This window comes from uncultured Parvibaculum sp., from assembly GCF_963975745.1.
Classification (GTDB): domain Bacteria; phylum Pseudomonadota; class Alphaproteobacteria; order Parvibaculales; family Parvibaculaceae; genus Parvibaculum.
Genome location: NZ_CAXBIB010000012.1, coordinates 13,642 through 40,019 on the forward strand (window position 1 = coordinate 13,642; position 26,378 = coordinate 40,019).

Annotated in this window: 29 protein-coding genes and 1 pseudogene; 13 read left to right on the forward strand and 17 right to left on the reverse strand. The window is 62.9% G+C overall.

The window, feature by feature from the left end; all coding sequences use genetic code 11:
- The first annotated feature begins 298 nt into the window (after window positions 1-298).
- Window positions 299-1,198 (forward strand): branched-chain amino acid aminotransferase, encoded by a 900-nt coding sequence (locus AAC071_RS10800; protein WP_339832418.1) that lies wholly within the window; start codon window positions 299-301, stop codon window positions 1,196-1,198.
- A 58-nt stretch (window positions 1,199-1,256) separates the two neighbouring features.
- On the opposite strand, the gene moaE is transcribed toward AAC071_RS10800, so the two are convergent.
- The 8 genes from moaE to AAC071_RS10840 all read right to left on the reverse strand — a co-directional run bounded on the left by moaE (window position 1,257) and on the right by AAC071_RS10840 (window position 7,738).
- Window positions 1,257-1,706: a molybdopterin synthase catalytic subunit MoaE gene (moaE, locus tag AAC071_RS10805; RefSeq protein ID WP_339832419.1), complete on the reverse strand. Its 450-nt coding sequence runs from the start codon at window positions 1,704-1,706 to the stop codon at window positions 1,257-1,259.
- 4 nt (window positions 1,707-1,710) lie between these two features.
- On the reverse strand, window positions 1,711-1,962 hold the full coding sequence (moaD, locus tag AAC071_RS10810) for a molybdopterin converting factor subunit 1 (protein ID WP_339832421.1): 252 nt from the start codon (window positions 1,960-1,962) through the stop codon (window positions 1,711-1,713).
- On the reverse strand, window positions 1,959-2,582 hold the full coding sequence (pgsA, locus tag AAC071_RS10815; protein WP_339832423.1) for a CDP-diacylglycerol--glycerol-3-phosphate 3-phosphatidyltransferase: 624 nt from the start codon (window positions 2,580-2,582) through the stop codon (window positions 1,959-1,961). Before pgsA ends, moaD begins: the two co-directional genes overlap by 4 nt.
- 73 nt (window positions 2,583-2,655) lie before the next feature.
- Window positions 2,656-4,623: an excinuclease ABC subunit UvrC gene (gene uvrC / locus AAC071_RS10820; RefSeq protein ID WP_339832424.1), complete on the reverse strand. Its 1,968-nt coding sequence runs from the start codon at window positions 4,621-4,623 to the stop codon at window positions 2,656-2,658.
- Window positions 4,624-4,957: 334 nt separating this feature from the next.
- Window positions 4,958-5,365, reverse strand: a complete 408-nt coding sequence (gene folB / locus AAC071_RS10825; protein WP_339832425.1) for a dihydroneopterin aldolase — start codon at window positions 5,363-5,365, stop codon at window positions 4,958-4,960.
- A 12-nt stretch (window positions 5,366-5,377) separates the two neighbouring features.
- Window positions 5,378-6,139 (reverse strand): SDR family oxidoreductase, encoded by a 762-nt coding sequence (locus tag AAC071_RS10830; protein WP_339832428.1) that lies wholly within the window; start codon window positions 6,137-6,139, stop codon window positions 5,378-5,380.
- Between the two features lie 10 nt (window positions 6,140-6,149).
- Window positions 6,150-7,202, reverse strand: coding sequence for a calcium/sodium antiporter (locus AAC071_RS10835; protein WP_339832430.1), 1,053 nt, complete (start codon window positions 7,200-7,202; stop codon window positions 6,150-6,152).
- Between the two features lie 182 nt (window positions 7,203-7,384).
- Window positions 7,385-7,738, reverse strand: coding sequence for a cupin domain-containing protein (locus tag AAC071_RS10840; protein ID WP_339832432.1), 354 nt, complete (start codon window positions 7,736-7,738; stop codon window positions 7,385-7,387).
- 138 nt (window positions 7,739-7,876) lie between these two features.
- Between AAC071_RS10840 and AAC071_RS10845 the strand changes: the two genes are divergently transcribed.
- Window positions 7,877-9,133, forward strand: a complete 1,257-nt coding sequence (locus AAC071_RS10845) for a GNAT family N-acetyltransferase (RefSeq protein WP_339832433.1) — start codon at window positions 7,877-7,879, stop codon at window positions 9,131-9,133.
- A 76-nt stretch (window positions 9,134-9,209) separates the two neighbouring features.
- On the forward strand, window positions 9,210-9,821 hold the full coding sequence (locus AAC071_RS10850) for a hypothetical protein (RefSeq protein WP_339832435.1): 612 nt from the start codon (window positions 9,210-9,212) through the stop codon (window positions 9,819-9,821).
- Between the two features lie 3 nt (window positions 9,822-9,824).
- Here AAC071_RS10850 and AAC071_RS10855 read toward each other — a convergent pair whose 3' ends face one another.
- Window positions 9,825-10,379 (reverse strand): hypothetical protein, encoded by a 555-nt coding sequence (locus AAC071_RS10855; protein ID WP_339832437.1) that lies wholly within the window; start codon window positions 10,377-10,379, stop codon window positions 9,825-9,827.
- A gap of 201 nt (window positions 10,380-10,580) precedes the next feature.
- Here AAC071_RS10855 and AAC071_RS10860 point away from each other — a divergent pair, with 201 nt between their 5' ends.
- The 3 genes from AAC071_RS10860 (at window position 10,581) to AAC071_RS10870 (ending at window position 12,612) form a co-directional block, all read left to right on the forward strand.
- Window positions 10,581-11,318, forward strand: coding sequence for a hypothetical protein (locus AAC071_RS10860; protein WP_339832439.1), 738 nt, complete (start codon window positions 10,581-10,583; stop codon window positions 11,316-11,318).
- A 53-nt stretch (window positions 11,319-11,371) separates the two neighbouring features.
- Window positions 11,372-12,073 carry a hypothetical protein gene (locus AAC071_RS10865; RefSeq protein WP_339832441.1) on the forward strand — a complete coding sequence of 234 codons (702 nt, stop codon included), beginning with the start codon at window positions 11,372-11,374 and terminating at the stop codon, window positions 12,071-12,073.
- A 131-nt stretch (window positions 12,074-12,204) separates the two neighbouring features.
- A complete protein-coding gene (locus AAC071_RS10870) occupies window positions 12,205-12,612 on the forward strand; it encodes a hypothetical protein (RefSeq protein ID WP_339832442.1) in 408 nt (135 codons plus the stop codon).
- A 4-nt stretch (window positions 12,613-12,616) separates the two neighbouring features.
- Here the strand turns inward: AAC071_RS10870 and uvrB are convergent.
- Together uvrB and AAC071_RS10880 are read right to left on the reverse strand one after the other, a co-directional pair.
- A pseudogene (gene uvrB / locus AAC071_RS10875) lies at window positions 12,617-14,794 on the reverse strand (excinuclease ABC subunit UvrB); the annotation flags it as partial.
- A 188-nt stretch (window positions 14,795-14,982) separates the two neighbouring features.
- Window positions 14,983-15,111 carry a hypothetical protein gene (locus AAC071_RS10880; RefSeq protein ID WP_339832443.1) on the reverse strand — a complete coding sequence of 43 codons (129 nt, stop codon included), beginning with the start codon at window positions 15,109-15,111 and terminating at the stop codon, window positions 14,983-14,985.
- A 188-nt stretch (window positions 15,112-15,299) separates the two neighbouring features.
- On the opposite strand from AAC071_RS10880, the gene AAC071_RS10885 reads away from it, so the two are divergent.
- Entirely contained in the window at window positions 15,300-15,758 is a 459-nt protein-coding gene (locus AAC071_RS10885; protein WP_339832444.1) for a PH domain-containing protein, read from the forward strand.
- 5 nt (window positions 15,759-15,763) lie between these two features.
- Window positions 15,764-16,546, forward strand: coding sequence for a class I SAM-dependent methyltransferase (locus AAC071_RS10890; protein ID WP_339832577.1), 783 nt, complete (start codon window positions 15,764-15,766; stop codon window positions 16,544-16,546).
- Window positions 16,547-16,552: 6 nt separating this feature from the next.
- Here the strand turns inward: AAC071_RS10890 and AAC071_RS10895 are convergent, their stop codons facing one another.
- The 6 genes from AAC071_RS10895 to AAC071_RS10920 form a co-directional block, all read right to left on the reverse strand.
- On the reverse strand, window positions 16,553-17,167 hold the full coding sequence (locus tag AAC071_RS10895) for a TetR/AcrR family transcriptional regulator (RefSeq protein ID WP_339832446.1): 615 nt from the start codon (window positions 17,165-17,167) through the stop codon (window positions 16,553-16,555).
- Window positions 17,168-17,192: 25 nt separating this feature from the next.
- Complete coding sequence (locus AAC071_RS10900) at window positions 17,193-17,816, reverse strand: TetR/AcrR family transcriptional regulator (RefSeq protein ID WP_339832448.1); 624 nt, start codon at window positions 17,814-17,816, stop codon at window positions 17,193-17,195.
- Window positions 17,817-17,994: 178 nt separating this feature from the next.
- On the reverse strand, window positions 17,995-18,597 hold the full coding sequence (locus AAC071_RS10905) for a class GN sortase (protein ID WP_339832450.1): 603 nt from the start codon (window positions 18,595-18,597) through the stop codon (window positions 17,995-17,997).
- A complete protein-coding gene (locus AAC071_RS10910) occupies window positions 18,594-20,864 on the reverse strand; it encodes a marine proteobacterial sortase target protein (RefSeq protein ID WP_339832451.1) in 2,271 nt (756 codons plus the stop codon). Before AAC071_RS10910 ends, AAC071_RS10905 begins: the two co-directional genes overlap by 4 nt.
- 145 nt (window positions 20,865-21,009) lie before the next feature.
- Window positions 21,010-21,618 carry a glutathione S-transferase family protein gene (locus AAC071_RS10915; RefSeq protein WP_339832452.1) on the reverse strand — a complete coding sequence of 203 codons (609 nt, stop codon included), beginning with the start codon at window positions 21,616-21,618 and terminating at the stop codon, window positions 21,010-21,012.
- 13 nt (window positions 21,619-21,631) lie between these two features.
- A complete protein-coding gene (locus AAC071_RS10920) occupies window positions 21,632-23,140 on the reverse strand; it encodes a PLP-dependent aminotransferase family protein (RefSeq protein ID WP_339832453.1) in 1,509 nt (502 codons plus the stop codon).
- Window positions 23,141-23,257: 117 nt separating this feature from the next.
- On the opposite strand from AAC071_RS10920, the gene AAC071_RS10925 reads away from it, so the two are divergent.
- From AAC071_RS10925 to AAC071_RS10945, 5 genes are all read left to right on the forward strand, one after another.
- Window positions 23,258-23,437 (forward strand): DUF1272 domain-containing protein, encoded by a 180-nt coding sequence (locus tag AAC071_RS10925; RefSeq protein WP_339832455.1) that lies wholly within the window; start codon window positions 23,258-23,260, stop codon window positions 23,435-23,437.
- 12 nt (window positions 23,438-23,449) lie between these two features.
- Window positions 23,450-24,064 (forward strand): pyridoxamine 5'-phosphate oxidase family protein, encoded by a 615-nt coding sequence (locus tag AAC071_RS10930; protein ID WP_339832456.1) that lies wholly within the window; start codon window positions 23,450-23,452, stop codon window positions 24,062-24,064.
- 11 nt (window positions 24,065-24,075) lie between these two features.
- On the forward strand, window positions 24,076-24,699 hold the full coding sequence (locus AAC071_RS10935) for an FMN-binding negative transcriptional regulator (RefSeq protein WP_339832457.1): 624 nt from the start codon (window positions 24,076-24,078) through the stop codon (window positions 24,697-24,699).
- Window positions 24,699-25,073 (forward strand): hypothetical protein, encoded by a 375-nt coding sequence (locus tag AAC071_RS10940; RefSeq protein WP_339832458.1) that lies wholly within the window; start codon window positions 24,699-24,701, stop codon window positions 25,071-25,073. Before AAC071_RS10935 ends, AAC071_RS10940 begins: the two co-directional genes overlap by 1 nt.
- A 79-nt stretch (window positions 25,074-25,152) precedes the next feature.
- Window positions 25,153-26,355 carry a pyridoxal phosphate-dependent aminotransferase gene (locus AAC071_RS10945; protein WP_339832459.1) on the forward strand — a complete coding sequence of 401 codons (1,203 nt, stop codon included), beginning with the start codon at window positions 25,153-25,155 and terminating at the stop codon, window positions 26,353-26,355.
- The last annotated feature ends 23 nt before the right edge of the window (window positions 26,356-26,378 follow it).

Sequence of the window (26,378 nt, forward strand, 5' to 3'; positions counted from 1 at the left end):
GGCGCCAGCGGGCGCTTCGTCTGGGTTTTCCCCATCGATTTCGCAATCGTCGTCATTTTATGTCAGCCATGTTGACATATTTTTACCAGAGTGCTACCTCTTGCCAATCGCTTGAGACAGAATGCGCGGCAAGGCCAGAAGCGTCGAATCTTCCTGTCACTATACTGTCAGTATAATAAACGATTGCCGCGTAAATCTGCCTCCGGCAAACCCGAGAAGCGGGACCGCAAGGGCGGGAGAGGGTGCTGTCGGCAACGGCGAAAGCCCGCACGGCGCGGAAATACCAGGAAATCAGGTCATGGCAGACATTCCTTTCGACAAACGCGACGGCTTCATCTGGTTCAACGGCGAACTCGTTCCCTGGGCCGATGCCAAGGTGCATGTGCTGACCCATGGTCTGCATTATGCGAGCAGCGTGTTCGAAGGCTGCCGTGCCTATGGCGGCGAGATCTTCAGGCTGCGCGAGCATTCCCTGCGTTTGATCAAGTCGGCTGAAATTCTCGGCTTCACGATTCCCTATTCGGTTGAAGAGATCGACGAGGCGTGCCGCGCGGCGCTTCAGGCGCAGAAGCTAGTCGACGGATATGTCCGGCCGGTTGCATGGCGCGGCAGCGAAATGATGGGTGTCAGCGCGCAGAAGAACCGCATCAATTTCGCCGTTGCGGCCTGGGAATGGCCGTCCTATTTCGATCCGGAACAACGCAAGGCCGGCATTCGCCTCGACATTGCGAAATACAAGCGCCCCTCGCCGGAAACCGCGCCGTCGATGGCGAAGGCCGCCGGCCTCTACATGATCTGCACGATCTCCAAGCATGCGGCCGAGAACAAGGGTTATGCAGACGCGCTGATGTACGATTATCGTGGCTATGTCGCCGAGGCGACGGGCGCGAACATCTTTTTCGTCAAGGACGGCGTCATTCACACGCCGACCCCGGATTGCTTCCTCGACGGTATTACGCGGCAGACCGTCATCGCGCTGGCAAAGGCGCGCGGCTATGAAATCGTCGAACGACATATCATGCCGGACGAGTTGTCGAACTTCAGCGAATGCTTCATCACCGGTACGGCTGCTGAAGTGACGCCGGTCGGCGAGATCGGCCCGCACCGGTTTACGCCTGGCGTCATCACCGCGACGCTGTTCGAGGATTATATGGCGGCCGTCAATCCGAAGGTGGCAGCAAAGGCTGCGACCGCCTAGCGGGCTCCGAAGTCAAATTGAAAAGGGCGGCCCTTCGGCCGCCCTTCGTCATTGGCGTTCAGTCACGCCATTTTTCGGCCGCCCTGTCGTCATCCTCCCGCGCATCGACCCAGCGGCTCTCGCCTTGGCCGACCTCCCGCTTCCAGAAAGGCGCCCTTGTTTTCAGGTAGTCCATCAAGAATGCCGCGGCCTCGAATGCCGCCTTGCGATGTGCCGAAGCTGCAACGACGAGGACGATGTTGTCGCCGGGCGCCAGCCGGCCGACGCGATGCACGATCAATGTCGCCTGCAGCGGCCAGCGATCATGGGCTTCGGCCTCAATGCGGGCGAGTTCCTTCTCCGTCATGCCGGGATAGTGTTCGAGGTCCATTGATGTGACGGCGCTGCCGCCGCTTGCATCGCGGACGAGGCCGGAAAAAGTCACGACCGCGCCTATATCGGCGCGGTTCCTGGTCAATGCCTCGACTTCGGCGCCGATATCGAAATCTCCGGTCTGTACGCGGATCATGCGCTCAGCCACCTGTTACCGGCGGGAAGAAGGCAACTTCGCTTGCTCCTGCGATCGGCGTGTCGAGGTCCCCATGTTCCTGATCGACGGCGCAGCGGATCGCACCAATATCTGCAAATGCCGCCTCGTAGCCTTCGCCACGCGCTTTCAGCCAGGCGATCAGGCCATGGACGTCGTGAATATCGGAGGGCAGCACCACGTCTTCTTCGGCAAGGCCGGTCCTTTGTTTCACCCACGCAAAATAGAGCAGCTTCACGCGCATCCATCCTGCTCGGCAGCCGGTTTGGCCGCAGCCGACGGCTCGCGCCGCTTCGGCGTTTCGTCCGTCAGATGATGGATTCCGGCCCGAAAATAGTCATAGCCGGTGTAGAGCGTCAGTATGGCCGCAGCCCAGAGCAGGGTAATGCCCATTTCGGTGATACCCGGAAAAACCTTGTCGCCGGCCGGACCTGCCAGCAGAAATCCCAGCGCCACCATCTGGATCGCCGTTTTCCATTTTGCCAGTTGCGTCACGGGTACACTGACGCGCAACTCGGCCAGAAATTCACGCAGACCCGAGACCAGTATTTCCCGGCAAAGAATGATGATCGCTGCCCAGAGCGAGAATCCGGCAATAACATCCTGCCATGTCAGCGCAATCAACACGACGGCAACCAAAAGCTTGTCGGCGATGGGATCGAGCATCCGACCGAGGTTTGACTGCTGCTCCCAGGCGCGCGCCAGATAGCCATCGAAGAAATCTGTCGCACCGGCGATGACGAAGAGAGCCAAAGCGGCCCAATGGCCGGCATCTCCGGGGATGTAGAAGCAGACCACGACCGCCGGCACGAGTGCGATGCGGAAATAGGTCAGCAGGTTCGGCAGGCTGGTCGCCATTTCTGGCTCCGTGTCTTGTTATACCTATATTCTAGCATCCCAACGCCCAATGTCGCGAACAGGCCGGCGGTTATCAAGCCGTGCCGTCCGGATTCCCGTGGAAATGATCATAAACGGCGCGAGCGACCCGGGTACTGATGCCATCGACCGATTCGAGGTCGGCGAGTCCGGCGCGGGCGACGGCGCGAGCGGATCCGAAATGCTTCAGAAGTGCACGTTTTCGGCCCGGCCCGACGCCCGGCACTTCGTCCAGCGGATTGGTGCCGATGGCTTTCGATCGGCGCGCGCGGTGGCTACCGATTGCAAAGCGGTGCGCTTCGTCGCGCAGTCTCTGTAGATAGTAAAGTACAGGATTGCGCGGTTCGAGCATGAAGTCGCGCCGCCCCGCCATGAAAAAGCGCTCGCGACCCGCATCGCGTTCGGGTCCCTTGGCCACGCCGACGACCGTCACACTGTCGATGCCGAGTTCGCTCAGGACTTCGAGCGCGACCTTCAACTGGCCGGCGCCACCGTCGATCAGGATGAGATCGGGCCATGCGGCATCCGGACGGGTTTCCTCCGGCCCCGTGTCGGCAGCGTTGCCGTCGCCGTCATTTTCTTTCAGGAGCCGCGTGAAGCGCCGGGTCAGCACTTCGCGCATCATGGCATAGTCGTCGCCGGCCGCCATCTCCGCGTCCCTGATGTTGAATTTCCGGTACTGGGATTTCATGAATCCCTCCGGCCCGGCCACGATCATTCCCCCAACAGCCTTTGAGCCCTGAATATGGCTGTTGTCGTAGACCTCGATGCGTTCCGGCGCCTGTTCCAGTCCGAAGACCTCGGCCACGCCTTCCAGCAGCCTGCGCTGGCTGGAGCTCTCGGCCAGCCGGCGGCCCAAAGCCTCGCGGGCATTGGTCATGGCATGTTCGATCAATTCGCGCTTTTCGCCGCGACGGGGCACGCCCACCGCCACCTTGCGGCCGGCACGGATCGTCAATGCCTCGGCGAGCAGCGCCTTGCCCGGAGCGTCGTGACTCAGCAAAACCATGCGCGGTGGTTGCCGGTCCTCGTAGAACTGGGCGAGAAAGGCATCCAGCACCTCTTCAGTCGGCAAATCGCGGTCATGGCGCGGAAAATAGGCACGATTGCCCCAGTTCTGGCCGGCGCGGATGAAAAAGACCTGGATGCAGATCTGGCCCCCTTCCGTCCAGGCCGCGAACAGGTCGGCCTCTGACACGGTCTGAGGATTGATGCCCTGATGCTGCTGCACTTGCGTCAAGGCACGGATGCGGTCGCGATATATCGTTGCGGCTTCATAGTCGAGATTGGCGGCCGCCTCGTCCATCAGCCGTACGAGTTGTTGCTGCGTCTTGCGGCTGCGGCCCTTCAGAAAATCGCGCGCTTCCGCGACCAGTTCAGCATAGGCCTCGCCGGAAATCTCGCCCGTGCACGGCGCACTGCAGCGTTTGATCTGGAACAGCAGGCAGGGGCGCGTTCGGCTCTCAAAGACGCTGTCGGAGCAGGATCGCAACAGGAAGGCCTTTTGCAGCGCGTTGAGGGTTGCGTTGACCGCACCGGCGCTGGCAAAGGGGCCGAAATAATCACCTTGCCGGCTGCGTGCGCCACGATGTTTCAGTACCTGCGGAAATGCGTGATCGCCGGTCAGCAAGATATGCGGGAAGGACTTGTCATCCCGCATCAGCACATTGTAGCGCGGCTTCAACCGCTTGATCAGGTTGGCTTCGAGCAGCAGCGCATCGGTCTCGGTCGCCGTGGTGATGAATTCCATCTGCGCCGTCATCGCAATCATACGGGCGATGCGGTTCGATTGTCCGGCCAGTTTGGTGTAGCTCGCCACACGCTTCTTCAGGCTTCGGGCCTTGCCGACATAAAGCAACTCGCCGCTGGCGTCATACATGCGATAGACGCCCGGACTGTCGGGCAGCAGGCGGACCTTGGCCGCAATCAAAGCCACGCCCGTCCTGTTCGCATGGCCATGCCTCCCGGCGCCGGCTTCAGGATTGGCGGGCTCTCTGGCCGGTTTGTGTTCGGTCTCGTCCATTTCGGTCTGTATAGCATCGACAAGGGCGGCTGGCCTGGCGGCGCCTGTGGATAAGTGTGTTGACACTTTCCGGTTTCGAGACGCCCGGAGACGTCAACTTCTTGTAATAATTAGGATTTGTGACAGGGACAAAAAACCGCCCTGTTTCTAAGTCATTGTAATACATAGAGTTTTGTGACCTGTGTTCGTGTCACAGCTGCGGCGCCTATTCCTTGCGCATAATCTGTGCCGCCCGGAGGCGTCACCGACGTGCTGTGTACAAACCCTCCGTATGCGGCGTTTGGTCCATCCAACATGTTGATTCCATTGCCGCTTTTCAGCGTGTTTGTCGTACTCAAGGACGCGGGCGAACACGCTCGATCTCGACGCCGACGCTTGACGCCTCCGGAATCACCGACAGCTTCTCGACCCGCACCAGCGCCACCCTTACCCGGTCGTCCGACAGGCAAGCGGCCGCGATACGCTCGGCCAGCGTTTCGACAAGGTTGAGATGCCCTTCGGCGACGATCGTCTTGATCTGGTCAACCACTGTCGCATAGCAGACAACATTCGCCAGGTCGTCGCCATGGGCCGCTTCTGTTACCGTCAGATCGACATTGACACGGACCGGCTGGGCCGATCCCCGCTCGTGACGGAAGACGCCGATATGGGCGTCCAGCAGCAGGTCGCGTACGAAAACATGGCGTGTGGCTTCGGCGGCACTGGCGATCTTCAGGCGGGTGACGTTATCGGGCTGGGTCATTTTTGCGGGTCTCTATTCGGCAACGCCGGCGACGTCGGGTGTTTCCCATGCGAGGTGTTGACCGCCATCAAGTGCGATCATCTGGCCGGTCATGGCGGGCGCCGAGAGGATAAACCGGATGGCGTCACAAATCTCTTCCGGCGTCGTTCCCCGCTTCAGGATTGTGGCCGCGCATTGCCGTTCGAAGTCGGCCTCGGACTGGCGGGCATTGATCATCGCGGGTCCGGGCCCCACGCCGTTGACCCGAATACGAGGTGCCAATGATCGGGCCAGTACCTGCGTCATGTCCCACAAGGCCATCTTGCTGATCGTGTAGGAGAAGAATTTCGGTGTGGGCGCCCAGACACGCTGGTCGATCACATTGACGATATTGCCCTCGGCCGATGCCGGCAGTTGTGCTGCAAAGGCCTGGGCCAGAAAGGCCGGCGCGCGCAGATTGATATCCATATGCGTGGCCCAGCTTTCAGGTGTCATGCTGAGCGCCTCGTCCGTCTCAAAGAGCGACGCATTGTTGATCAGCAGTGTCAGCGGGCCGAGGGTTGTCGCGACGGCGGCAATCAGCCCGCGCGTTTCGTCCATGTCGGCCAGATCGGCCGCAAAAGCAGCGGCGCGGCCTCCCGTTTTTTCAATCTCACGCACGACTTCGGCCGCCTCGGCGGCCGAGCTGCGATGGTGGATGGCAATGCGCCATCCGTCGCCGGCCAGCGCCAGCGCAATGGCGCGACCGATACGCTGCGCCGCGCCGGTGACGAGTGCCGTGCCTTTGGATGCCATCAGAGTTCTCTCAGAAGCCGTTCAGTCCGTTCTCGACCTCGGGCGGTACATGGCCAAGTGCGAACATCGCGTAGAGATAGCCGACATAACCGGCAAGGAAGACGGCCCCTGCCAGGCGGCCAACCTTGCGGCCCGTCATTGCCATCGGCAGAAGCAGCACCGCGGCGCCCAGCATGACCCAGAGATGAAAGGACAGAAAGTCCTTGTCGACCGGCAGCGGTGCGATCAGCGCCGTAATCCCGAGAATGGCCAGGATGTTCATGATGTTGCTGCCGATGATGTTCCCGACCACCATGTCGTCGTTGCGGCGGAAAACGGCCATCATCGAGGTTGCAAGTTCAGGCAGCGAGGTGCCCACCGCAATGATCGACAGGCCGATTACGGCGTCAGATACGCCGAAGACCTGGGCGATATCGATGCCGCCATCGACCACCAGGCGCGCACCGAGAGGAAGACCGGCGATTCCGAACACGATCTTCAGCGCGATGAGGCGGCGTGACTGAATCGGAGGCGGCAATGTGCCGTGGGGAAGATCGCGGGTGTCCTCCCATGACCGGTTCTGGGCAAACGCATCATCGGGCATTTCGGCCACAAGTGGCGTCGGCTCGTGAGGGTTCATGCGGGCATCCCAGCCCGAATAGACGAGATAGGCCGTCAGCATCGCCAGCAGCAACAGACCTTGCCAGAAGCCGAGCGGTCCGATGAAGCAGAGGACAATCAGCAGAATGCTCGCCGCCATCATGATCAGCATGTTGTGCGGCACGATGCGGCCGGCGCAGGCGATTGGATAAATCAGGGCGGGCAGGCCGAGAATGAGCAGGATATTCGCGGTATTGCTACCGACGACATTGCCGAGCGCTATGCCGGGTGCACCTGCCAGTGCGGCGCGTACCGAGACCAGCAGTTCGGGGGCCGAGGTTCCGAAGGCGACGATCGTGAGGGCGATCAGCAGCGGCGAGAGCCCATAGCGAGTGGCAAGCGACGTGGCGCCCTGAACGAGCAGGTCGCCGCAGACCAGCAGAATCACGAGGCCAGTTGCCAGAACGAGAAAATCAGGCAGCATCAGACGCGATGCTCCCTGCCGGAAATGCGGCTCGCAGGACCGCCGCCAAAGCGAATTTTCAACCGGTTTCCGATTTCGAGCCCCTTGATCGTTGACGGTCCGCCCCCGGGCCATTCACGCGTTCACGATGCCATATAGGGCCCCGGAGTGCGGCTGACAAGAATCGGCCTACTTACGCAGCGTCATGCTTCATAAATGGCATAGTGTTTCCGCGTTTTTTCCACAACTTCCCAGATGCCTCGGAAACCTGCCGGAATCGCAAAGGCGTCTCCCGCCTTGACGGTTACCGGATTGCCGCCGTCTGGCGTGATGCGGCTGATGCCTTCAATGATGTGACAGAATTCATGCTCCGTGTACTCGATCCGCCAGGCGCCCGGCTCACTTTCCCAGATGCCGGAAAAGAATTTGCCGTCGGGAGATGCATGGAGGTTCCAGGTCCGGCTGGATGGGTGGCCGCTTATCAGACGTTCGGGCGTCGGTGTTCCGGTTTCGGGCGCAATCCCGTCAATGTCGAAGGGGATCAGGGCAGGGGACATGGGCCGCTCCTCGGCAGGTTGAAACGCTGAATTCTAGCATGTGTCTGCTGGCAGGCTGCTTGCTTGGATCTGGGCGACGGCAGAGCCATGTCCCGAATCGGGATCGCGCTGCATTGCAACTGGACAGTGGATTTTAGGATGAGCCTGGCATCAGACGAACGGGATCTGGATTCGGCAACGCCGCCGCGGTGGCGCCATCCCGGCGTGGCGGCTTCCTTCTCCGCGCGTCTGGCCCGGGCGGCGGGCATTGCCGTCTATTCGAGTTTCGAGGCGGCGGAGCCAGTCTGGCGTGCATTCGAGGCGAGTGCGAACGGTACGGCCTTCCAGAGTTTCGATTGGCTCTCCGCCTGGCACGCCCATGTCGGCGCGGCTGTCGAGCCGGCGATCGTCGTCGTGTCGCGGCAGGGCCAACCGGTGCTGCTGGCACCTTTCGGCATTGAACGTTTCATGGGTCTCCGGCGTCTTGTCCTCCTTGGCGGACGCATGGCTGACTACAAGGCGCCGCTGTTGGCGCCCGATTTCGAGACGCGCATTCCGCAGGATGGATTTCCGGCCCTGTGGCGACAGATCGTGCGCGCGCTGCCGCGGCACGATCTCGTGATGCTGACAGATCAACCCGTATCGCTCGGTACGCCGGACGCACCCGTCGCCAATCCGTTGATGGAACTCGGCGGCGTGGCTGCCCCCGACGATGCCTATGTCTTCGATCTGCCGGCGAGCTTCGAGGAACTGACGCTGCGCTACCGTGCCGAGACCCGGCGCATCGATCGGTCCAAGATGCGGAAACTTGAAGCGTCGGGGGACCTTGTCTTTCGCTTTGCGGAGACGCCCGAAGAATGTGTTGCCATGACAGACGAAATTCTTGCGCGCAAGGCAGCGCAGCTTGCCGCGCAGGGCATCGCCTCGATCTTTGCCGAGCCGGCATATCGCGACACCTATCTGGCTTTGGCTGCGCTGCCTGCCGAACGGCAATTGCTCGATGTCGCCGAGTTGCGGCTCGACGGCGCGTTTCTTTCCGGCAGCATCGGCCATCGCTGGCAGGGCCGCACGACGTTGATGGTGCATACTTATGACGCCGGCGCGTATAGCCGCCTCTCCCCTGGCCGGATGCATCTTCTCAAACTGCTTCAGGCCGGCATTGTGCGTGGCGACACGGTCTATGATCTCTCGGTCGGCTATCTTCCCTACAAGGAAAGCTTCTGCGATACGCCGATGAAAATGCGGAATTTTGTCAAGGGGACGAGCCTGCCCGGCGCCGCCTTCGCCGGCACCGCAAATGCGGTGCTGGCATTGAAAAGGCGGGTCAAGCATGACCAGCGGCTGATGAACATTGTCGGCCGCACGCGCGCACGATTGGGGCGCGGGCAGAGGGCGCGTACGACCGGCAGCGCCTGAGCCCATATATTGACACATCTATTGCCAATTTAAGCCTCCGGACCTAGGCTACCCACGACAATTGGAGGGCAGCCCCGTGCATCATCTTTCCGGTCCCCGAATTCTCGCAGCCACGCTCGTGCTGTTCTATGCGGTCTTCTGGGTCTGGTATGGCGGCGCCGGAAAGCCGCTTTCGGCTGCGGAGGTCGACCGCTACATGGCGCGTCTCGACGCTCTGGCTGGCGGTACACAGGGGGCGCTAGGCCTGCGCGCGCCCCTGGAAGCCTGGGCGCGTGCCGATGACGGTCGCGAATTCTTCATGGTCAATCTGGTCGACGACCCGGCCGACATGGCTGCGGCCGAGGCCTATAATCGCGTCATCCTGCCAGCGCTCTTCGCGCGCGCCGGGCATCCGGTGTTCCTGTCGCGGCCGATCGCGCGCTTTATCGAGCCTGCAGGGCTCGATGCCTGGGATTTCGTTGCCATCGTGCGCTACCGTTCGATGCGCGACATGCTCGACATGATCACGGGGCCGGATGCCGAAAAAATCCGGCATCTGAAGGAAGCCTCGGTTTCGAAGACGCATGTCTTCCCGACGCATATCGGCTTCAGCCTGATCTCGGTACGGTTTCTCGTGGCGTTCGTCTTCGCGGCGCTGGGGCTTGCGCTGCATTTCATGTTCCGCCCGTTCGGCTGGTACGCGCGCTGAGGGTCATCGTGGCCGCGCTTCCCAGGGTTCCAGCGTACCGGCGATGCGGCGGGCGAGCGGCATTTCCATCTGGGCGATGGCCGCGGCCGAAATCTCCTCGTGATTGAGCCAGCGTGACGTTTCGCCCTCGCGCACGAAGCCGAGCACCACCTGCGCATAGGTGAAGCCCGTCTGATGCGCCAGCGCCTCGCCGCGCAAGGCGGCGATCGAGGGCGTACCGTTCTCGCTGGTCAGGATCGAACGCGACCCCATCACCTCGACCAGCAAGCCGCCCGGCGCCACCAATGCGTCGAGCGCGGCGCGCAGCAGTTCGGCGCGGGGGCGGATCCATGTCAGCGCCAGATCGAAGGGCGCGTGGCGCACCAGCGCGGCCAGGAATGCGGCCTGATCCTCATAGTCCTGCGCGATGCGCGTCAGCTTGACGTCGAGCACATCGTTGCCGAAGGAAAAGCGGTCGGCGTGGCGCGAGACGACGACCGCCTCCCTGACCCGTGCTGCGGCATGGGCAGCCGCATCGCACAACATGCCGGTGGTACCGATGAGAAGGGCGGTGCTCATGCGGAATTATCATGCATTCATGGCGATGTATCGAGGAGGAAATCGCATATCAGCGCCGGCGCAACCATGCGCTCCGCCCGAGATCCAAACTGCGGACCAGTGCTCCGTATACGGGATCTCCTTCCCGTTTCCTGCAGAAAGTCGTTGCCAATGCCGACAGCAAGGCACCAAATGATCCGGGGAATCGAGGGGGGATGGAACATGACGTCATTCTGGCGATTGGCCATATTGGCCCTGTGCGGATTTGTGCTCGTCGCCTGCGGTCCGCGCGACCCCTACAAACCCCAACTGGTTCACGATGCGAGCAACCGTTTCCACGCCGCCATATGGCTGCGCGATGTCAATTTTGCGCCGACGCTGGCCGAGGTCTTTCCGGTCGATGCGGAGCGCCAGCTCGTGACCTCCGATCAGGCCTTTCTTGCGGCCGATGCACGCAAATGGCTCGGACATTATCTGGGCGAGAAGGGGCTCGCAGCCGGCAGCGCCGAAAGCGCAAGATATTTTCTCGATGTCGATGTGCAGACGATCGAGGTGATCGGCAAGCCGAAGGGGATGGCCTATCGGACATCCTTCGTCTACCGGATCACCGAAGCCGGCACGACGGAGCCGCTGGTCGATCGCCGCTTCGACGATGGCGGCTTCAGCGTCAAGCCCGACAACATCACCTGGGGGGCCGTCTTCGCGGCTGCAGGCGCAGGACTGGCCGCCGGACTGACCGGCGTTCCCGCCGTCGTCCACGGTCCCGGCATGACGACAGGCTCCGAGTCGGGACTGCAACCGTCCATTCTCGCGAAGGCGCTGGTCTATGGCTGGCGCGATGCCATCGCAAGGAATGCCGACAGGTACTACAGCGATATGCCCTCAAGCATCAGCTACAACACGGCGGTCCGGCAAGCCGCGCTTGAGGCCGCCGCCGCGCAGGACGTTGCGGCGGAGTGATCGCGGTCCGCAGCACGCGGTGGCGCCGGACGACAGCCAGACAGGAGATTTCGATGTCCATTCGATCGAACACATTCGCGGCCGCGCGGCTGCCGGCTCTGATGCCGGCTCTGATGCTGGCGATTGTCATGCTGGCGGGCTGCGCGCAACGCACGCCCTATCAGCCGGTCGTTCATGTCACCGAGACCGACCCCTTGTTCGGCGCGGTCCATGTGACCGGTGTATCCGGCGACTACACGATGGAGAGCGTGTTCCCGGTCGAGTCGGAGCGGAAGTTCATGTCCCACTGGGTCGACAAGAGTGGCGGTATCGAGCCCGATACACGGTCGTGGGTCGTACATTTTCTGCATGGCAACAAGCTCTACAATCGCGACAAGGCGGCCGCGAAATATCTGCTCGATGTCAAGGTCGACAAGTACTGGGTGGCCTCGACACCGAATGGCATCGGTTACGAAACCGATTTCGTCTATCGGCTGACCTCGGCGGAAGATGGCCGCCTGCTGCATGAGGAGCGGGTGACAGACAGCGGCGTCGATCCTTATTCGATCGCATGGGGCGCGCGCATTGGCGGTGCGGTCGGCCAGGGTGTCGCCGCCGGCATCACGGGGTCGACTGCCGCGATCGGTCAGCGGCCCGCCGGCCTGAGCGGCGACGACGTCCAGATTTCGATTCTCAAGAGCTACCAGATCGTCGTCCGGCGCAATGTCGAGCGCTTTCTGCCGCGGATGCGCACAGCGCTCGCTGCAGGGACATAAGCCAACCGGTTGCCGGCAAGCGAAGGGGCGGGCCCGCTTTCGGCCGATCACGTCTCTGTGACGCAGGCTTGATTTTCTGCGGCCGGAGTCCGACCTCTGCAAAAATCCCGGCCGCATTCGAGGGGAGTGCCATGACCGAGTTTCTGGACGCCTTCATCGCCGCGCAGGCGGCGCAGGACGCCTATGTGGCGGCACTGCCGCAATGGGTGCAGTTCTGGATGTTCTGGATGCTGGCCGTGCTGGGCGTGGGCAGCCTGGTGTTTTCGTTCTTCCGTTCCGAGGCGCGCTGGCTGCTGCTGGCCTTCTTCCTCTCCATCGTCGCGGCGATGGGACTCGGCATGACCATCGGCTGGAACAAGCTCTGGGGCGTCACGCATCTCGTCTTCTGGACGCCGGTCGCCCTCCTCTTCATCCGCCGTTGGGGGCAGATCGACAAGAAGAGCGTCTACGGCGTCTGGTTCGTCGCGGCGCTGGCGACGATGATCGTGTCGCTGGTCTTCGATGCGAAGGATGTGGTGGAATACCTGATGGTGGTCTGAGGGCCTACCGTCTCTTGTACTTCCCTGCCCGCGTTCCCGGCTTTCCGCTCGTCGAACGGCCCTTCGGCTTTGTTGTCCGGGCGACGCTGTCCTCGACAGCCGATTGCCTTGCCATCGGGTCGTCGGCGATGGCGAGTTCGGTGGCTTCGAGGCGTTTGATCTCGTCGCGCAGGCGGGCGGCGGTTTCGAATTCGAGGTCGGCGGCGGCGTCCTTCATCTTGCGTTCGAGCTCGGCGATATGGCCGCGCAGATTGTGGCCGATGAAGGCTTCGTCGGCCTCGCCGGTATCGACGCGCACATGGTCGCGCTCATAGACGCTTTCGAGAATGTCGCCGATGTTGCGGCGAATGCTTTCCGGCGTGATGTTGTGCTCGATGTTGTAGGCCGTCTGCTTCTCGCGGCGGCGGTTGGTTTCGGCGATCGCGCGCTCCATCGAGCCGGTCACCTTGTCGGCATAGAGGATCACGCGGCCGTCGATGTTGCGCGCGGCGCGGCCGATGGTCTGGATCAGCGAGGTTTCGGACCTGAGGAAACCTTCCTTGTCGGCATCGAGGATCGCCACCAGCGCGCATTCCGGGATGTCGAGGCCCTCGCGCAGCAGATTGATGCCGATCAGCACGTCGAAGGCGCCAAGGCGCAGGTCGCGCAGGATCTCGATGCGTTCCAGCGTGTCGATGTCCGAATGCATGTAGCGGACGCGGATGCCCTGCTCGTGCATGTATTCGGTCAGGTCCTCGGCCATGCGCTTGGTCAGCGTCGTGACGAGGACGCGCTGGCCCTTGGCCGCCACTTCGTGACATTCGGCAATCAGGTCGTCGACCTGCGTCGAGACCGGGCGGATGAAGGTCGGCGGGTCGATCAGGCCGGTCGGGCGGATCACCTGTTCGACGAAGACGCCGCCTGTCTGTTCCATCTCCCATGGGCCGGGTGTGGCGGACACGAAAACCGATTGCGGCCGCATTGCGTTCCATTCCTCAAAGCGCATCGGCCGGTTGTCGACGCAGGAGGGAAGGCGGAAGCCATATTCGGCCAGCGTCGATTTGCGCCGGTAGTCGCCGCGGAACATGCCGCCGATCTGCGGCACGGTGACATGGCTCTCGTCGGCAAAGACCAGGGCGTTGTCGGGCAGATATTCGAAGAGCGTGGGCGGCGGTTCGCCGGGCTTGCGGCCGGTCAGGTAGCGCGAATAATTCTCGATGCCGGCGCAGCTGCCGGTCGCCTCCATCATCTCGATGTCGAACTGCGTGCGCTGTTCGAGGCGCTGCGCTTCCAGCAGCTTGCCCTGGCCCTTCAGCTCCTGAAGACGCACTTGCAAATCATGCTTGATCTCCTCCATCGCCTGATTGAGCGTCGGGCGCGGCGTCACATAATGCGAATTGGCGTAGAGCTTGATCTCGTCGAGCTTGCCGGTCTTCTGGCCGGTCAGCGGATCGAACTCGGCGATCTCCTCGACCTCGTCGCCGAACAGCGAGACGCGCCAGGCGCGGTCTTCGTAGTGGGCCGGAAAGATCTCGACGGTGTCGCCGCGCACACGGAAAGTGCCGCGCACGAAGGACTGGTCGTTGCGCTTGTATTGCAGCGCCACGAGGTCGGCGATCAGCTGCTTGCGGTCGAGGCGCTCACCACGCTTCACCGAAAAGGTCATGGCCGAATAGGTTTCGACCGAGCCGATACCGTAGATGCAGGAAACGGAAGCGACGATGATGACGTCGTCGCGTTCGAGCAGGGCGCGGGTCGCCGCGTGGCGCATGCGGTCGATCTGCTCGTTGATCGAGCTTTCCTTCTCGATATAGGTGTCGGTGCGCGGCACATAGGCTTCCGGCTGGTAGTAGTCGTAATAGGAAACGAAATACTCGACAGCGTTTTCCGGGAAGAAGCTCTTGAATTCGCCATAGAGCTGGGCGGCCAGCGTCTTGTTGGGCGCGAGGATCAGCGCCGGGCGCTGGGTGCGGGCGATCACCTGGGCCATGGTGTAGGTCTTGCCGGAGCCGGTGACGCCGAGCAGCACCTGGTCGTTCTCGCCGCGCTCGATGCCTTCCACAAGTTCGGCGATGGCTGTCGGCTGGTCGCCGGCCGGTTCGTATTCCGAGACCAGCTTCAGCGTGCGGCCACCTTCGGATTTTTCGGGGCGTTCGGGCCGGTGCGGCGCGAAGAGCGGCCAGTTGGCGGGGTCGCCCTGCAGCGCGCCCGCCCAGGTTTCGCTGTCGGCGCGGCCTGGCGCGGGCGCAAAGGCGGCGCCGGGCGCTTCGGCAAGGCCCGAACCGCCTTTTGCGGGCAGGGGACGTTCCGAACCCCGGCCGAATGATTTGAACTTGTCGCGCGCCATGGCCCCAATATGGGGCCATGGCCGCGGATTCGCCAGAGTGACGGTCAGCCGAAAATGACGATCAGACTGAGCGCCGCCCATGCGGCGAAAAGCGAGATGCCGAGCACATAGCGAACGCCATGGCCGGTCTCGCCCTGTCGTGTGTCGTCGGTATCGCGAACAATGCCAGTCATGTTACCTCCCGTCGTCCTTGCCGTCGGGGGTGCGGGCGCCGTCTCGAAGGCCCGCACGAACTATCGGGGCCCCGCGTTTCGCGGCCAGTATCATTTATAGCGCGTCTGGGCAGCCGATGCATGCCATTCCGGGCGGAAGGCGGGTTCCGGCGCTTTTCAAGCCATGAGCCTTCTGCGATCCTGCGGCCATGACCGATTCTGCCGCCCCGTCAGCCGTTTCAGGCGCCCACTGGACGATCTACCTGCCATCGCTTGCCGTCGCCGCGGTCTGGGTCGGGGTCTATGTCTGGGCCGATACGCGTCAACCGCCGCTTGCCGCCATTCGCAGCATCGCTTTGGCGATCGAGGCGGTGGTGGTCCCGCTTCTGCTGTTCCATGCGTTCATGCGGGCGCGAAACCTGCGTGTCGAGGTTGCGGCAGACGAGATCGACATGCAATGGGGCTTCACCTGGCGCCGCCGGCTTGCCGTGCCGGTGCGCGATGTGGCTGCCGCCGAGGTGCGTCCTGCCATTGCGCAGAGATTTTTCGGCGGGGGTGCGCTGGCCCTGACGTTCAGCGACGGCACGCGGCGGATGATTGCCGATCTGGCGCAACCGGAATCGATTGTCCGTGCAATCCTTGTCGACAGGGAGAAGACCAGCAAGTGAGCCAGATGATCGAATTCGACGAAGCGGCGGCCAGGTCCGTCGAAGCCATGTATCTGACCCCCGATGTCGTCAGCCAGCGCATGCGCGTGCTCGACATGCTGTCGCCGAAGCCCGGCGAACGCGTGATCGATATCGGCGTCGGGCCGGGACTGCTGGCACACGATCTGGCGCGGCTTGTCGGCGACACCGGCCGGATCGTCGGGCTCGACATGGCACCGGCCATGATCAAGATGGCGCGCACGCGGCTGGCCGCGCTGCCGCAGGCAGAATGTGTTGCGGGCGATGCCACGGCGCTCGACTTTCCCGAGGGTGTCTTTGATGCGGCTGTGTCGACGCAGGTTTATGAATATGTGGCTGACATGCCGAAAGCGCTGGCGGAACTTCATCGTGTTCTGCGACCGGGCGGACGGGTGCTCATTCTCGATACCGACTGGCGTAGCGTGGTCTGGCATTCGTCCGATGAGGCGCGCATGGCGCGCATGCTTGCCTGTTGGGACGGACATCTTGCTGATCCGCATTTGCCGGCAAAGCTCGGGCCGCTGTTCCGGCGCACCGGCTTCACTGTTGCGCGGGTCGAGATCGTGCCGATGCTTGCAGCGCAATGGCAGCCCGTTTCCTATGCGGCGGGGATCATGCGCGCCATTCACGGCTATGCGCGCGGCAATGGTGCGAAATACGGTCTCACGGATGCCGAAACCCAGGCGTGGCATGAGGATCAGCTTCGGCTGATCGAACGCGGCGAGTTCTTTTTCAGCGTCAATCGCTACGCCTTTCTGGCGACGCGCTAGAATGCGTCAGGCGCCGTAAAGTTCCAGAAAGGCATCCACGCACATGTCGATCTTCCTGTCGGTGTCGGCCGGAAGCTGGAAGTCGGCGTCGAAAAGTGCCGGCCAGACGAAGAGCTCCTTCAACATGCCGCTGCCCAGCCGGGCACTGAAGGCCGCGTCATGCGGCTTCAGCATTCCACGTTCGATCATCGCATCCATGACCGCCATTACGCTGTCGTTGCGCCGATTTGCCAGCACGTCGTACATCTCGGCGGCAAGCTTCGGCGCACCCGGCACCTCTGCGATCACGATACGCATCAGGGCGTTTGCATTGTGCTCGAACTGAACGCTCAGATAGGCCCTGCACAGCTTTCGCAGGATGTCGCGGGCACTGTCGTCTGGTGCAACAAGGCCGGAATAGTCGCCGACACTTCGCGCTGCCTGTTTGACCACTGCCGCGAAGAGGGCTTCTTTCGAATCGAAATGCTTGTAGAGCGTCGCCGTCGAAACATCCGCTTCGCGGGCGATATCGGCCATACCGGCGCGGCTGAATCCGTTTCGGAGGAAATTGTCGAGGGCCGCCTTGAGAATGGCGGCGCGCTTCTTGTCGCTGACATTTCGTCTATGCGTGTCCAGACCCAATTTTCTTATCCCTTGAAGGTTTCAGCTATTTCGAGATTCGTTCATGCATCTTGATGTAGGCGTCTATGCAGGCCTCTATCTTGCGATCGATATCGTTTGGCCGGTCGAAGTCCTTCATGAACAGCGCGGGCCAGACGACAAATTCCTTCACCATGCCGCCCAGCATCCGGACTGCGGTTGCCGTGTCGTGAGGCTTCAGGTCGCCGCGTGCGACAAGCGCATCGAGTGCGGCCCTGAACTGTTCGTATCGCGCCGTTACGCCGCGCTCGAACACGGCGCGCGCAAGTTCAGGCGATGACGGAACTTCGGCGATGACGATCCGGAGTATGCCGTTCATCTCGCCTTCGAATTGCTGTCGTGCATAGATGGCGCATATTCGCGTCAGAACTTCGCGCGCCGTTGCGCCTTCGATATTGCCAAGGCCGGGATCGCCGATGTTCTCGTAGACGGCTTCCACAACCGCGGTGAACAGGGCTTCCTTGGACGCAAAATGCTTGTAGAGCGTCGCTGTCGACACGTCGGCATCGCGCGCAATCTCGGCCATAGCCGCGCGGCTGTAGCCACCCTTGAGAAAATTCTCGCGTGCCGCCGTCAGGATCGCCGCACGTTTCGTTTCGCTGATCGTCCTTCGATAGTTTTCCAATCCCAAGCCCAAACCGCCTTCCATAGGCCGCTAGTCGGCCGACGCATACCCCGTTCTCTATACGGCGAAATTGCACTTCATCGGTCAAGCAGAATTGGGAAAACCGTCGTCTTGCCTTACGCGCGCGTCAATCTCAGTTGACCTATACGCTTGAGGCGCGACGTTGGATCAGTCTGTCTTGATTTCAGATCGCATCGTCGTCCGGCGTCGCAAAAACAATGTAGCGCAAGTCCCCGCGCTCCTTCGCGTCGAACGGATAGCATGTCACCAGGGCAATGCCTGTTTCCAGTCCCGGGTCTATTTGCGCGTGTCTGGCATCGACGATTTCTGTCGCGTCGACGATGTAACGTTGTGGCAATCCGTCGGTTGTCGTGATGATGACGGTGTCGTCATTTTTGACATCGCGCAGAAACGAAAAATGCGTATCGCGGTGTCCGGCAATCACCGACGTGCCGCCGCTGCCGGGAAGAGGTGAGCCGGCCAGGTGTCCGGGACCGAACGCTAGCGCCGCGCCACTCGCATTCGACAGCACGATCTGGCTCTTGCCGCTTGCCGGAATTTCGAGCCGGGCAACCGGCCATGCGTCGGCCCAGGGCCAGGCCTTGTGGGGCTGACCGCTGGTCAGAGTCCGCTGCCAGGCGCGTTCCAGCAGGATCTGCGCGACTTCGGCTTTCGCCTTGATATAGAGGCCCTGCCCGACCATCCAGATGCCGAGACCGAGGCCGAGACTGAGCATGATGGCGACGGCCCGGAAACGGGCCGTCGCATCGTGTCGGATCGCGGTCACAGCGGCCGCCCGAAGTCAGCAGGGCGGCGCCATTGCCGCTGCAGCCAGAGGCCTATGGCCAGCAGGGCCGTCAGCATGATGACCAACAGGCCACGAGTGATCATTGTGGCGGCGTCGGTCGATGTCTGGGGCAAGGCGAGGCCGGTCGTTGCGGCGTCAGCTGCTGGCGCCGTTGCTGCCATCGCCAGCATCGGTGACGGAGCAGCGTGCAAAGTGGTGCGCCTTGCCGCCGGCGCGGTCTCGCTGCCGAAGACCTTTTCGTAGTCCCAGCCATCCGGCAGGTTGATCGGCATATCGCGGGTCGTCAGCTCTTCGCCATCGGGGCGCACCGGCGTCACGTCGACCGCGACCAGGCTGGTCAGCCGGCTGACCAGATGGTGGTCGAGCGCGGTTTTCAGAATGTCGCCGTCGTGTTTCTGCCAGTCGCCCTCGATGCGGGCATCGGCCTCAAGCTGTTCGATCTTGCGCCTTGCCCAGAGCTTGCCGATGCCGGGCCGCGTTTGGCCGGCGTCGAGCGGCAGGCGGATTTCCCAGGGGGCGCCGGCAAGCTGGCCTTTCAGCGTCAGCGTACCCTCAGCTTTCGGCATGCGGGCCGACAGGACGATCGGTTCGCCCTTGTAGAGATCGGGGACCGGGTTCGGCCAGCTCTGCGTATTGCGCCCGTCGGGCCAGCTTGCCGCGATGTCGGTCATGACCGGGTTCTGCAGCTTTTCGAAGAGCACGCTCATGCGTTCGGCAACCTGCATCTCGCTGCCGATATGCGTGAAGGTGCCGCGCCCGGCTTCGGCGGCACGGGCCATGAAGTAGCTGTTCGGCGCCGAACCGATGCCGACCGTGAAGATGCGCGATCGGCCGAGATTGCTCGTGATCTCGGTGAAGAGTTCGCGTTCGTTGTAGATCGCCCCGTCGGTCAGGAAAACGACCTGGCGCAAACGCGAGCTGTCGCCGGCATCGGGGTCCAAAAGCGACGCCTTGAGCGCCGGCAGCATCTCGGTACCGCCGTTTGCCTCAAGGTTGCCGACATAGCGGCGCGCGAGGTCGAGGTTCTCGCCATGCGCCGGGACGGCCTGCGGAAAGAGCACCGTCGTCGTGTCGTCGAAGCGGATGACATTGAAGGTGTCGGCGGGCTTCAGCCGGTCGAGGGCCCAGATAAGGCTCTTCTTGGCCTGGTCCATCGACGGGCCGGACATCGATCCCGAATTGTCGATGACGAGGATCACTTCGCGCGGCTTTGCCGCCGAAACGGTGCTGCCCGCGGGCGGCGTCAGCATGACGAGGACATAGTCCTCGTCGCCGACGCGTTCGCGAAAGAGGGCCGCGGCGGGCGCAGATGCAGCGGCCGGTTTCCACACAAGCTCGAAGTCCCTGTTGGCGGGCGTCAGTTCCTCCGCCAGCGTCAGCGTCGCCTTGCGGGTGCCGTCGCGCGACAGCAAAATCTCGTGATGCGCACTTTCGACCGTGCCGAGCGCGAAGCCGGCGTCGAGCGAAATCGCGAGGCTCACCGGGTTGATCTGGCCCATGTCCGGGTGCAGGACCGGCGGCTGTTCGAGATCGAGCGGTTCCCGGGGCGGCAGTATCTCGCCCCAGCCGCCCTCGCCGGGCTTGAAGTCGACAAGCTGTGGCGTGGCACTCTTCGGCACATAGCGCGGCGCAACGACCATCGGGAAACGCAGCGAGAAGGCGTCGCCGTCCTGGCGCACCGTCTGCTGGTACTCGATCTGGACGACGATCGTTTCCTGCGGACCGATATTCGCGACCGAATTGGTAAAGACGTTGGGGCGCTGCTGTTCGACCAGGCTGGCGCGGCGGCCGTCGGCGCGTGCTTCCTCGTAGATCTGCCGCGCTTCCTGCTTTTCCTTGATCTGCCCTTCGATGATGCGGGTGCCGATCACCATTTTCAGCGTGTCGACGGCCGAGTTCTCCGGCAGCGGAAAGACATACTTTCCCTCCACCCAGCCGTCGCCCGGATTGATGAAATGCTGTGTCACGCGGGCCCGGGCGATCGGGCCGGAGATGTCGATCTTGACGTCCGTGGCCAGAAGCGGGGCCGGTACATACTTGCCGGGCTCGGTCGAGTTCAGCAGCAGGGCGCCGCTTTCCACATCCGCCAGACGAACAAGGCCCGTGCTGTCGGCACGGGCCTGATGCTGAGCAAGACTGACGAAAACAAAGAGAGAAATGCAGACGATGAAGAGAATTTGACCAAGGGCCTGGAGCCGGCTCTGCCGTGGCCGGGCAGATGCGGCGCGGCGCGATGTGTAATCCATGATGATGTCCCCGCAATGTGCTGATGCGTGAGGAGCCGATCCTCCTCAGGCGGACAAAGTGTCGCGGGGAAATGGGGCGTTCCGGGTCCGGAAAACCGGCGAGAGCCGCGCCATTTTGAGGCCATTTTGTGACGGCCCCGTTCTGTCAGGGCCGCCAGTCCATCGGGACGTGGCCTGGCTCGCTCCGTATGCGGCCCATCCAACGGCCGATCGCCTTGTAGGGTGTGACGTCGAATCCGCCTTCATGGGCAACATGCGTGTAGGCGTAAAGCGCGATGTCGGCGATGGAGTGCCGGCCGCCGGCAAACCAGTCATGCTTGGCAAGGTGACGTTCCATGACGTCGAGGGCCTGGTAGCCGCGTTCGTGCCATAGAGGGAAGCTGTCCTTCTTTTCCTCGAAGCCGCCGGGCTTGATCGACTGCCAGAAACGGGCGACCGCGATATAGGGCTCATGGCTGTATTGCTCGAAGAACATCCATTGCAGGGCCTGCGCACGGGCCATGCGGTCTTCGGGCAGCATGGCCGTGCCTTCGGCCAGGTAGAACATGATGGCATTCGATTCCGCCAGCGTGCGCCCGTCCTCGAATTCAGCCGTCGGCACGCGGCCGTTCGGATTGAGGCTCAGGAAGTCATCTGTCCGGCTCTCGCCCTTCAGGATATCGACATCGACAAGTTCGAGCGGCAGTCCAAGCTGGTGGGCCAGCAACCTCACCTTGTAGCAATTGCCGCTGTCCTGCATCTGGTAGAGGCGCATGAGCGAGATTCCGTCAGGTGCGCCGGGGGCAACCGGCCGATGTCAGTACCTCGGCGAGGCGTGTCGCGGCCTTGCCGATCTCTGCCTCGGGCACCGAGGCATAGCCCATATATAGACCCGGCCGGCCGGGTTCCAGCCGGTATAGCGAAAGCGGGCTGACATGGATGTCGGCCGCGGCTGCGGTCTGGGCCAGCGCCGTGTCGTCGGCTCCGGACGCCAGAAAGGCCGAGAGCTGCAGACCGCCTTCGCCAGGCGCTGCTTCGAGCCAGGGCGCGAGATCATTCTCCAGCGCCTTGAGCAGCAAGTCCCGCCGCTCGGCATAGAGCGCCCGCATGCGTCGTACATGTCCGCCAAAATGTCCCTCCCCGATAAAATCGGCCAGGGCGCCCTGAATGGTGGCGGGCGGCACATGGCCGGTGATGCGGATGGCGGTGCCGAAAGCGTCGACCAGATTTTCAGGCACGATCAGATAGCCGATCTTGATGGCCGGAAACATCGTCTTGGCGAAGGTGCCCATGTAGATGACCGAGCCGGCACGGTCGAGGCCCTGCAGCGAGGCGATGGGGCGGCCCTGATAGCGGTATTCCGAATCATAGTCGTCCTCGAGCACCCAGGCACCGCAGCGGCGCGCATGATCGAGCAGGGCGAGGCGGCGCTGCAGCGACAGCGTTGCGCCGAGCGGAAACTGGTGGGATGGCGTGACATAGATCAGGCGGGGCGCTGCGTGCCGGGCGATGCCCGCCGCGACATCGATACCGTCGGCATCGACGGGCACCGGCACCAGCGCCGCACCGGCGCCCATCAAGGCGCCGCGCGCGCCGAGATAGCCCGGATCCTCGATCCAGACCGGATCGCCGGGGTCGAGCAGCATGCGCGCCGTCATGTCGAGGGCGCCCTGCGCGCCGACCGTCACGATCACCTGCTCGGCCGTGCAGACGACGCCACGTGCCGCGCCTGCATAGGCTGCAATCGCCTCGCGCAACGCCTGGAGGCCGATGCCGACTTCGTAGCCCAGATTGCCCCGTCGCGGGTCGCGCGCGTGACGGGCGAGCAGGCGGCTCCACAGGAGGTTCGGAAACCGGTCGACCGCCGGCAGGCCGTGCAGGAAGGGCCGGCCTTCGCCGCGCCTGTAGGTGGGCGCGGCGCGGCGGGTGGCTGACAGCGCCTGTCCGCGCTCCGACAGACCGCGTGTATTGCCTGTCGGCCGTTCCGGGATCGGGCGCCGGGCCTGCCGGTCCATCTGCAACAGGCTGTCGGGCAGGACTGCAGCGACACGGGTGCCGGCGCCGACCTGTCCTTCCAGATAGCCCTCTGCGGTCAACTGATCATAGGCGGTCAGCACAGTATTGCGCCCGACCCCGAGGTCGCCGGCAAGGCTGCGGGACGAGGGCAGGCGCGCGCCGGGGTGCAGCCTTCCATCGAGGATGGCCTCGCGCAGTGCGTCGTAGAGCTGGCGATAAAGCGGGGCCTCGGCCCCATTGTCGAGTGCCAGCGTTCCGAGGGGCAGGGGGCTTGCGGGCATGGCGGCATTCCTCGTGAACTTCAGTGGACCTATCATATTTTGTCAAATGGACCTTTTGATAGAGCCAATTTCGGCAAATGGTGCGGGCCGGGTCAATCCGGAGCCGAGGAGAGCGCCATGCTGGAAATGAAACCGAGTTGCGAGAAGTGTGCGGCGCCGACGCCGAAAGACGGCGCGGCCGAAATCTGCAGCTTCGAATGCACCTTCTGTCCCGGTTGCGCCGAGACGATGGGGCACATCTGTCCGAATTGCGGGGGTGCGCTTCTGACGCGGCCGCCGCGGACGCTGGACGTCTGAAGGGAGTTTGTGATGAGCAACTATGAGACGTCGGCGGCGCACCGGGTGCGGCAGGTGCCGAAGCGCGCAACTTACGACCGGCCGACGATGCACGACATTCTCGATGCCGGTTATGTCGCGCATGTCGCCTTCATGGGCGGGGCCGGCCCCGTGGCGCTGCCGATGGTTTATGTCCGCGATGGTGAAAGCGTTCTGTTGCACGGTTCGCGCAAGAGCCGGCTGATGCGGATGATCGGCGGCGGCGTACCGATCTGTCTGACGGTCACATTGATCGACGGGCTGGTGCTGGCGCGCTCGGCCTTCCATCACTCGATGAATTATCGCTCGGTGATGGCGCATGGCGTCGCCGAGACCGTCGCGGAGGCGGAGAAGCCGCGTGCACTTGACCTGTTCACGACCCGTGTCCGGCAGGGGCACCCGCCCGAGACACGGCCCGCCAATGCGCAGGAGTTGAAGGCGACGCAGGTGTTGCGGCTGCCGCTGGTCGAGGTCGCCGCCAAGGTCCGCAGTGGCGGGCCGCTCGACGATCCGGAAGATATGGACCTGCCGGTCTGGGCCGGCATCGTGCCGATGCAGACGGTTTTCGGCGAGCCGGTGCGCGACATTGCCGCCGTGCAGGCGGATTAGGAGAAGAGATCATGTATGTGCCACCGCGTTTCGCGCAGGCGGATCGTGACGAATGTATAGCGCTGATCGAACGGGAGCCGTTCGGCCTCCTCGTGACGGCGGGCGCGGACGGCATGCCTTTCGCTACTCATATTCCCCTTCATGTCGAGCGGCGCGGCGAGGAGGTTGTGCTTGTCGGCCACGTCGCGCGGGCAAATCCGCATTGGCAGGCCTTCGACGGCGCACGAGAGGCGCTTGCCGTGTTTCAGGGGCCGCATGGTTATATCTCGCCTGCCTGGTATTCGACGGCGGGGCGCGTGCCGACATGGAATTACATTGCCGTGCACGCTTATGGCGTGCCGCGCATCGTCGACGATGCCGGTGCCGCCAAGGCGATGATTGCGGCGCTTACCGATCGCTTCGAGCGCGCGCGTCCCGCGCCGTGGTCCGTGGATGTGCTGCCGAATCGTGATGTCGGGAAGTTGCTGACCGCGCTTGTCGTCTTCGAGATGCCGGTCGCACGGTTTGAGGGCAAATGGAAGCTCGGTCAGCACATGGCGGAGGCGGACCGCATGGGGGCCGTCGCCGGGCTCGAACGGGAAGGCGGCGATGCGGCGCTCGCCGAAGCCATGAGAATGGAGAGGGAGGCTGTCTGATGCATGGACTTATTGTGGGCGGGATATTTGTGCTGGTCGGGTTGCTCAACGCCTATCCGGCCATCGGGATGCTGGGCGCGAAGCAACTTGCCGGACTTTACGGTCTCACCTTCACCGACACCAACCTGCTGACCCTGATGCAGCATCGGGCCGTCATGCTGGGGCTTGTCGGTGCCTTCCTGATCGTGGCGGCCTTCCGCCGCGAACTTCAGCTAGCGGCTTTTGTTCTCGGTTTCGCCAGCATGCTCTCCTTTGTGGTCTTCGCCCGGCTGCAGGATGACCCGAGCCGATGGATATCGAAGGTGGCGGTAGCGGATGTGGCCGGCTCGGGACTGCTGTTCGTTGCCCTCGTGCTTTATTGGCTTCGCGGCTAGGAAGGCGGTTGCGTGGGCCCTCGGGGCGGCATAGGTTGCAGCCGCTTTTCGGACCAACCGCCCTCATGGAGACCGTGTCATGGGCTTCCTTTCGGACTCGCTATCGCGCATCAAGCCGTCGGCAACCATTGCCGCGACCCAGAAAGCACGCGACCTGAAAGCGGCCGGTGTCGACGTCATCGGCCTTGGTGCGGGCGAGCCCGATTTCGATACGCCGGACAACATCAAGGAAGCGGCCATCGCGGCTATCCGGCGCGGCGAAACCAAGTACACGGCCGTCGACGGCATCCCCGAGCTCAAGGCGGCGATAGCGGCCAAGTTCAAGCGGGAGAACGGGCTCGACTACAAGCCCGCCCAGTGCTTTGTCGCGCCCGGCGGCAAGCCGATCATCTACAATGCGATGATGGCGACCTTGAACCCCGGCGACGAGGTGATCATTCCCGCGCCTTACTGGGTGTCCTATCCCGACATCGTGCTGCTGGCCGGCGGTACGCCGGTCTTTGCCGAAGCGGGCATGGCGACAGGTTTCAAGCTGCAGCCGGAGGCGCTGGAAAAGGCGATCACGCCGAAGACCAAGTGGCTGATCTTCAATTCGCCGTCGAACCCGACAGGTGCCGCCTATACATGGGACGAACTGAAGAAGCTGACCGACGTACTGGTGAAGCATCCGCATGTCTGGGTGCTGACCGACGACATGTACGAGCATCTGACTTATGACGGATTCAAGTTCGCGACACCGGCGCAGGTCGAGCCGAAACTCTACGACCGTACGCTGACGATGAACGGCGTCTCGAAGGCCTATTCGATGACCGGCTGGCGCATCGGCTATTGTGCCGGGCCAATCGAACTCATCAAGGCAATGACGACGATCCAGAGCCAGTCGACGTCGAATCCGACCTCGATCAGCCAGTGGGCGGCTGTCGAGGCGCTCAACGGACCGCAGGACTTCATTGCGGAACGCGCGCAGAGCTTCAAGGAGCGTCGCGATCTCGTGGTATCGATGCTCAATCAGGCGACGGGCATGAAATGTCCGACGCCGGAAGGCGCGTTCTATGTCTATCCGTCTTGTGAGGGCTGTCTTGGCAAGACGACGCCGAAGGGCAAGCTGATCGAGACCGACAAGGATTTTGCCGAAGCGCTGCTGGAAGAAGAAGGCGTTGCCGTCGTGCATGGTGAGGCATTCGGTCTGGCGCCCTTCTTCCGAATCTCCTATGCGACCTCGACTGAGAACCTCGTCAAGGCCTGCGAACGGATTCAACGCTTCTGCGCCAGCCTGCGCTGACGAAATCTGAAACCGAAGGGCCC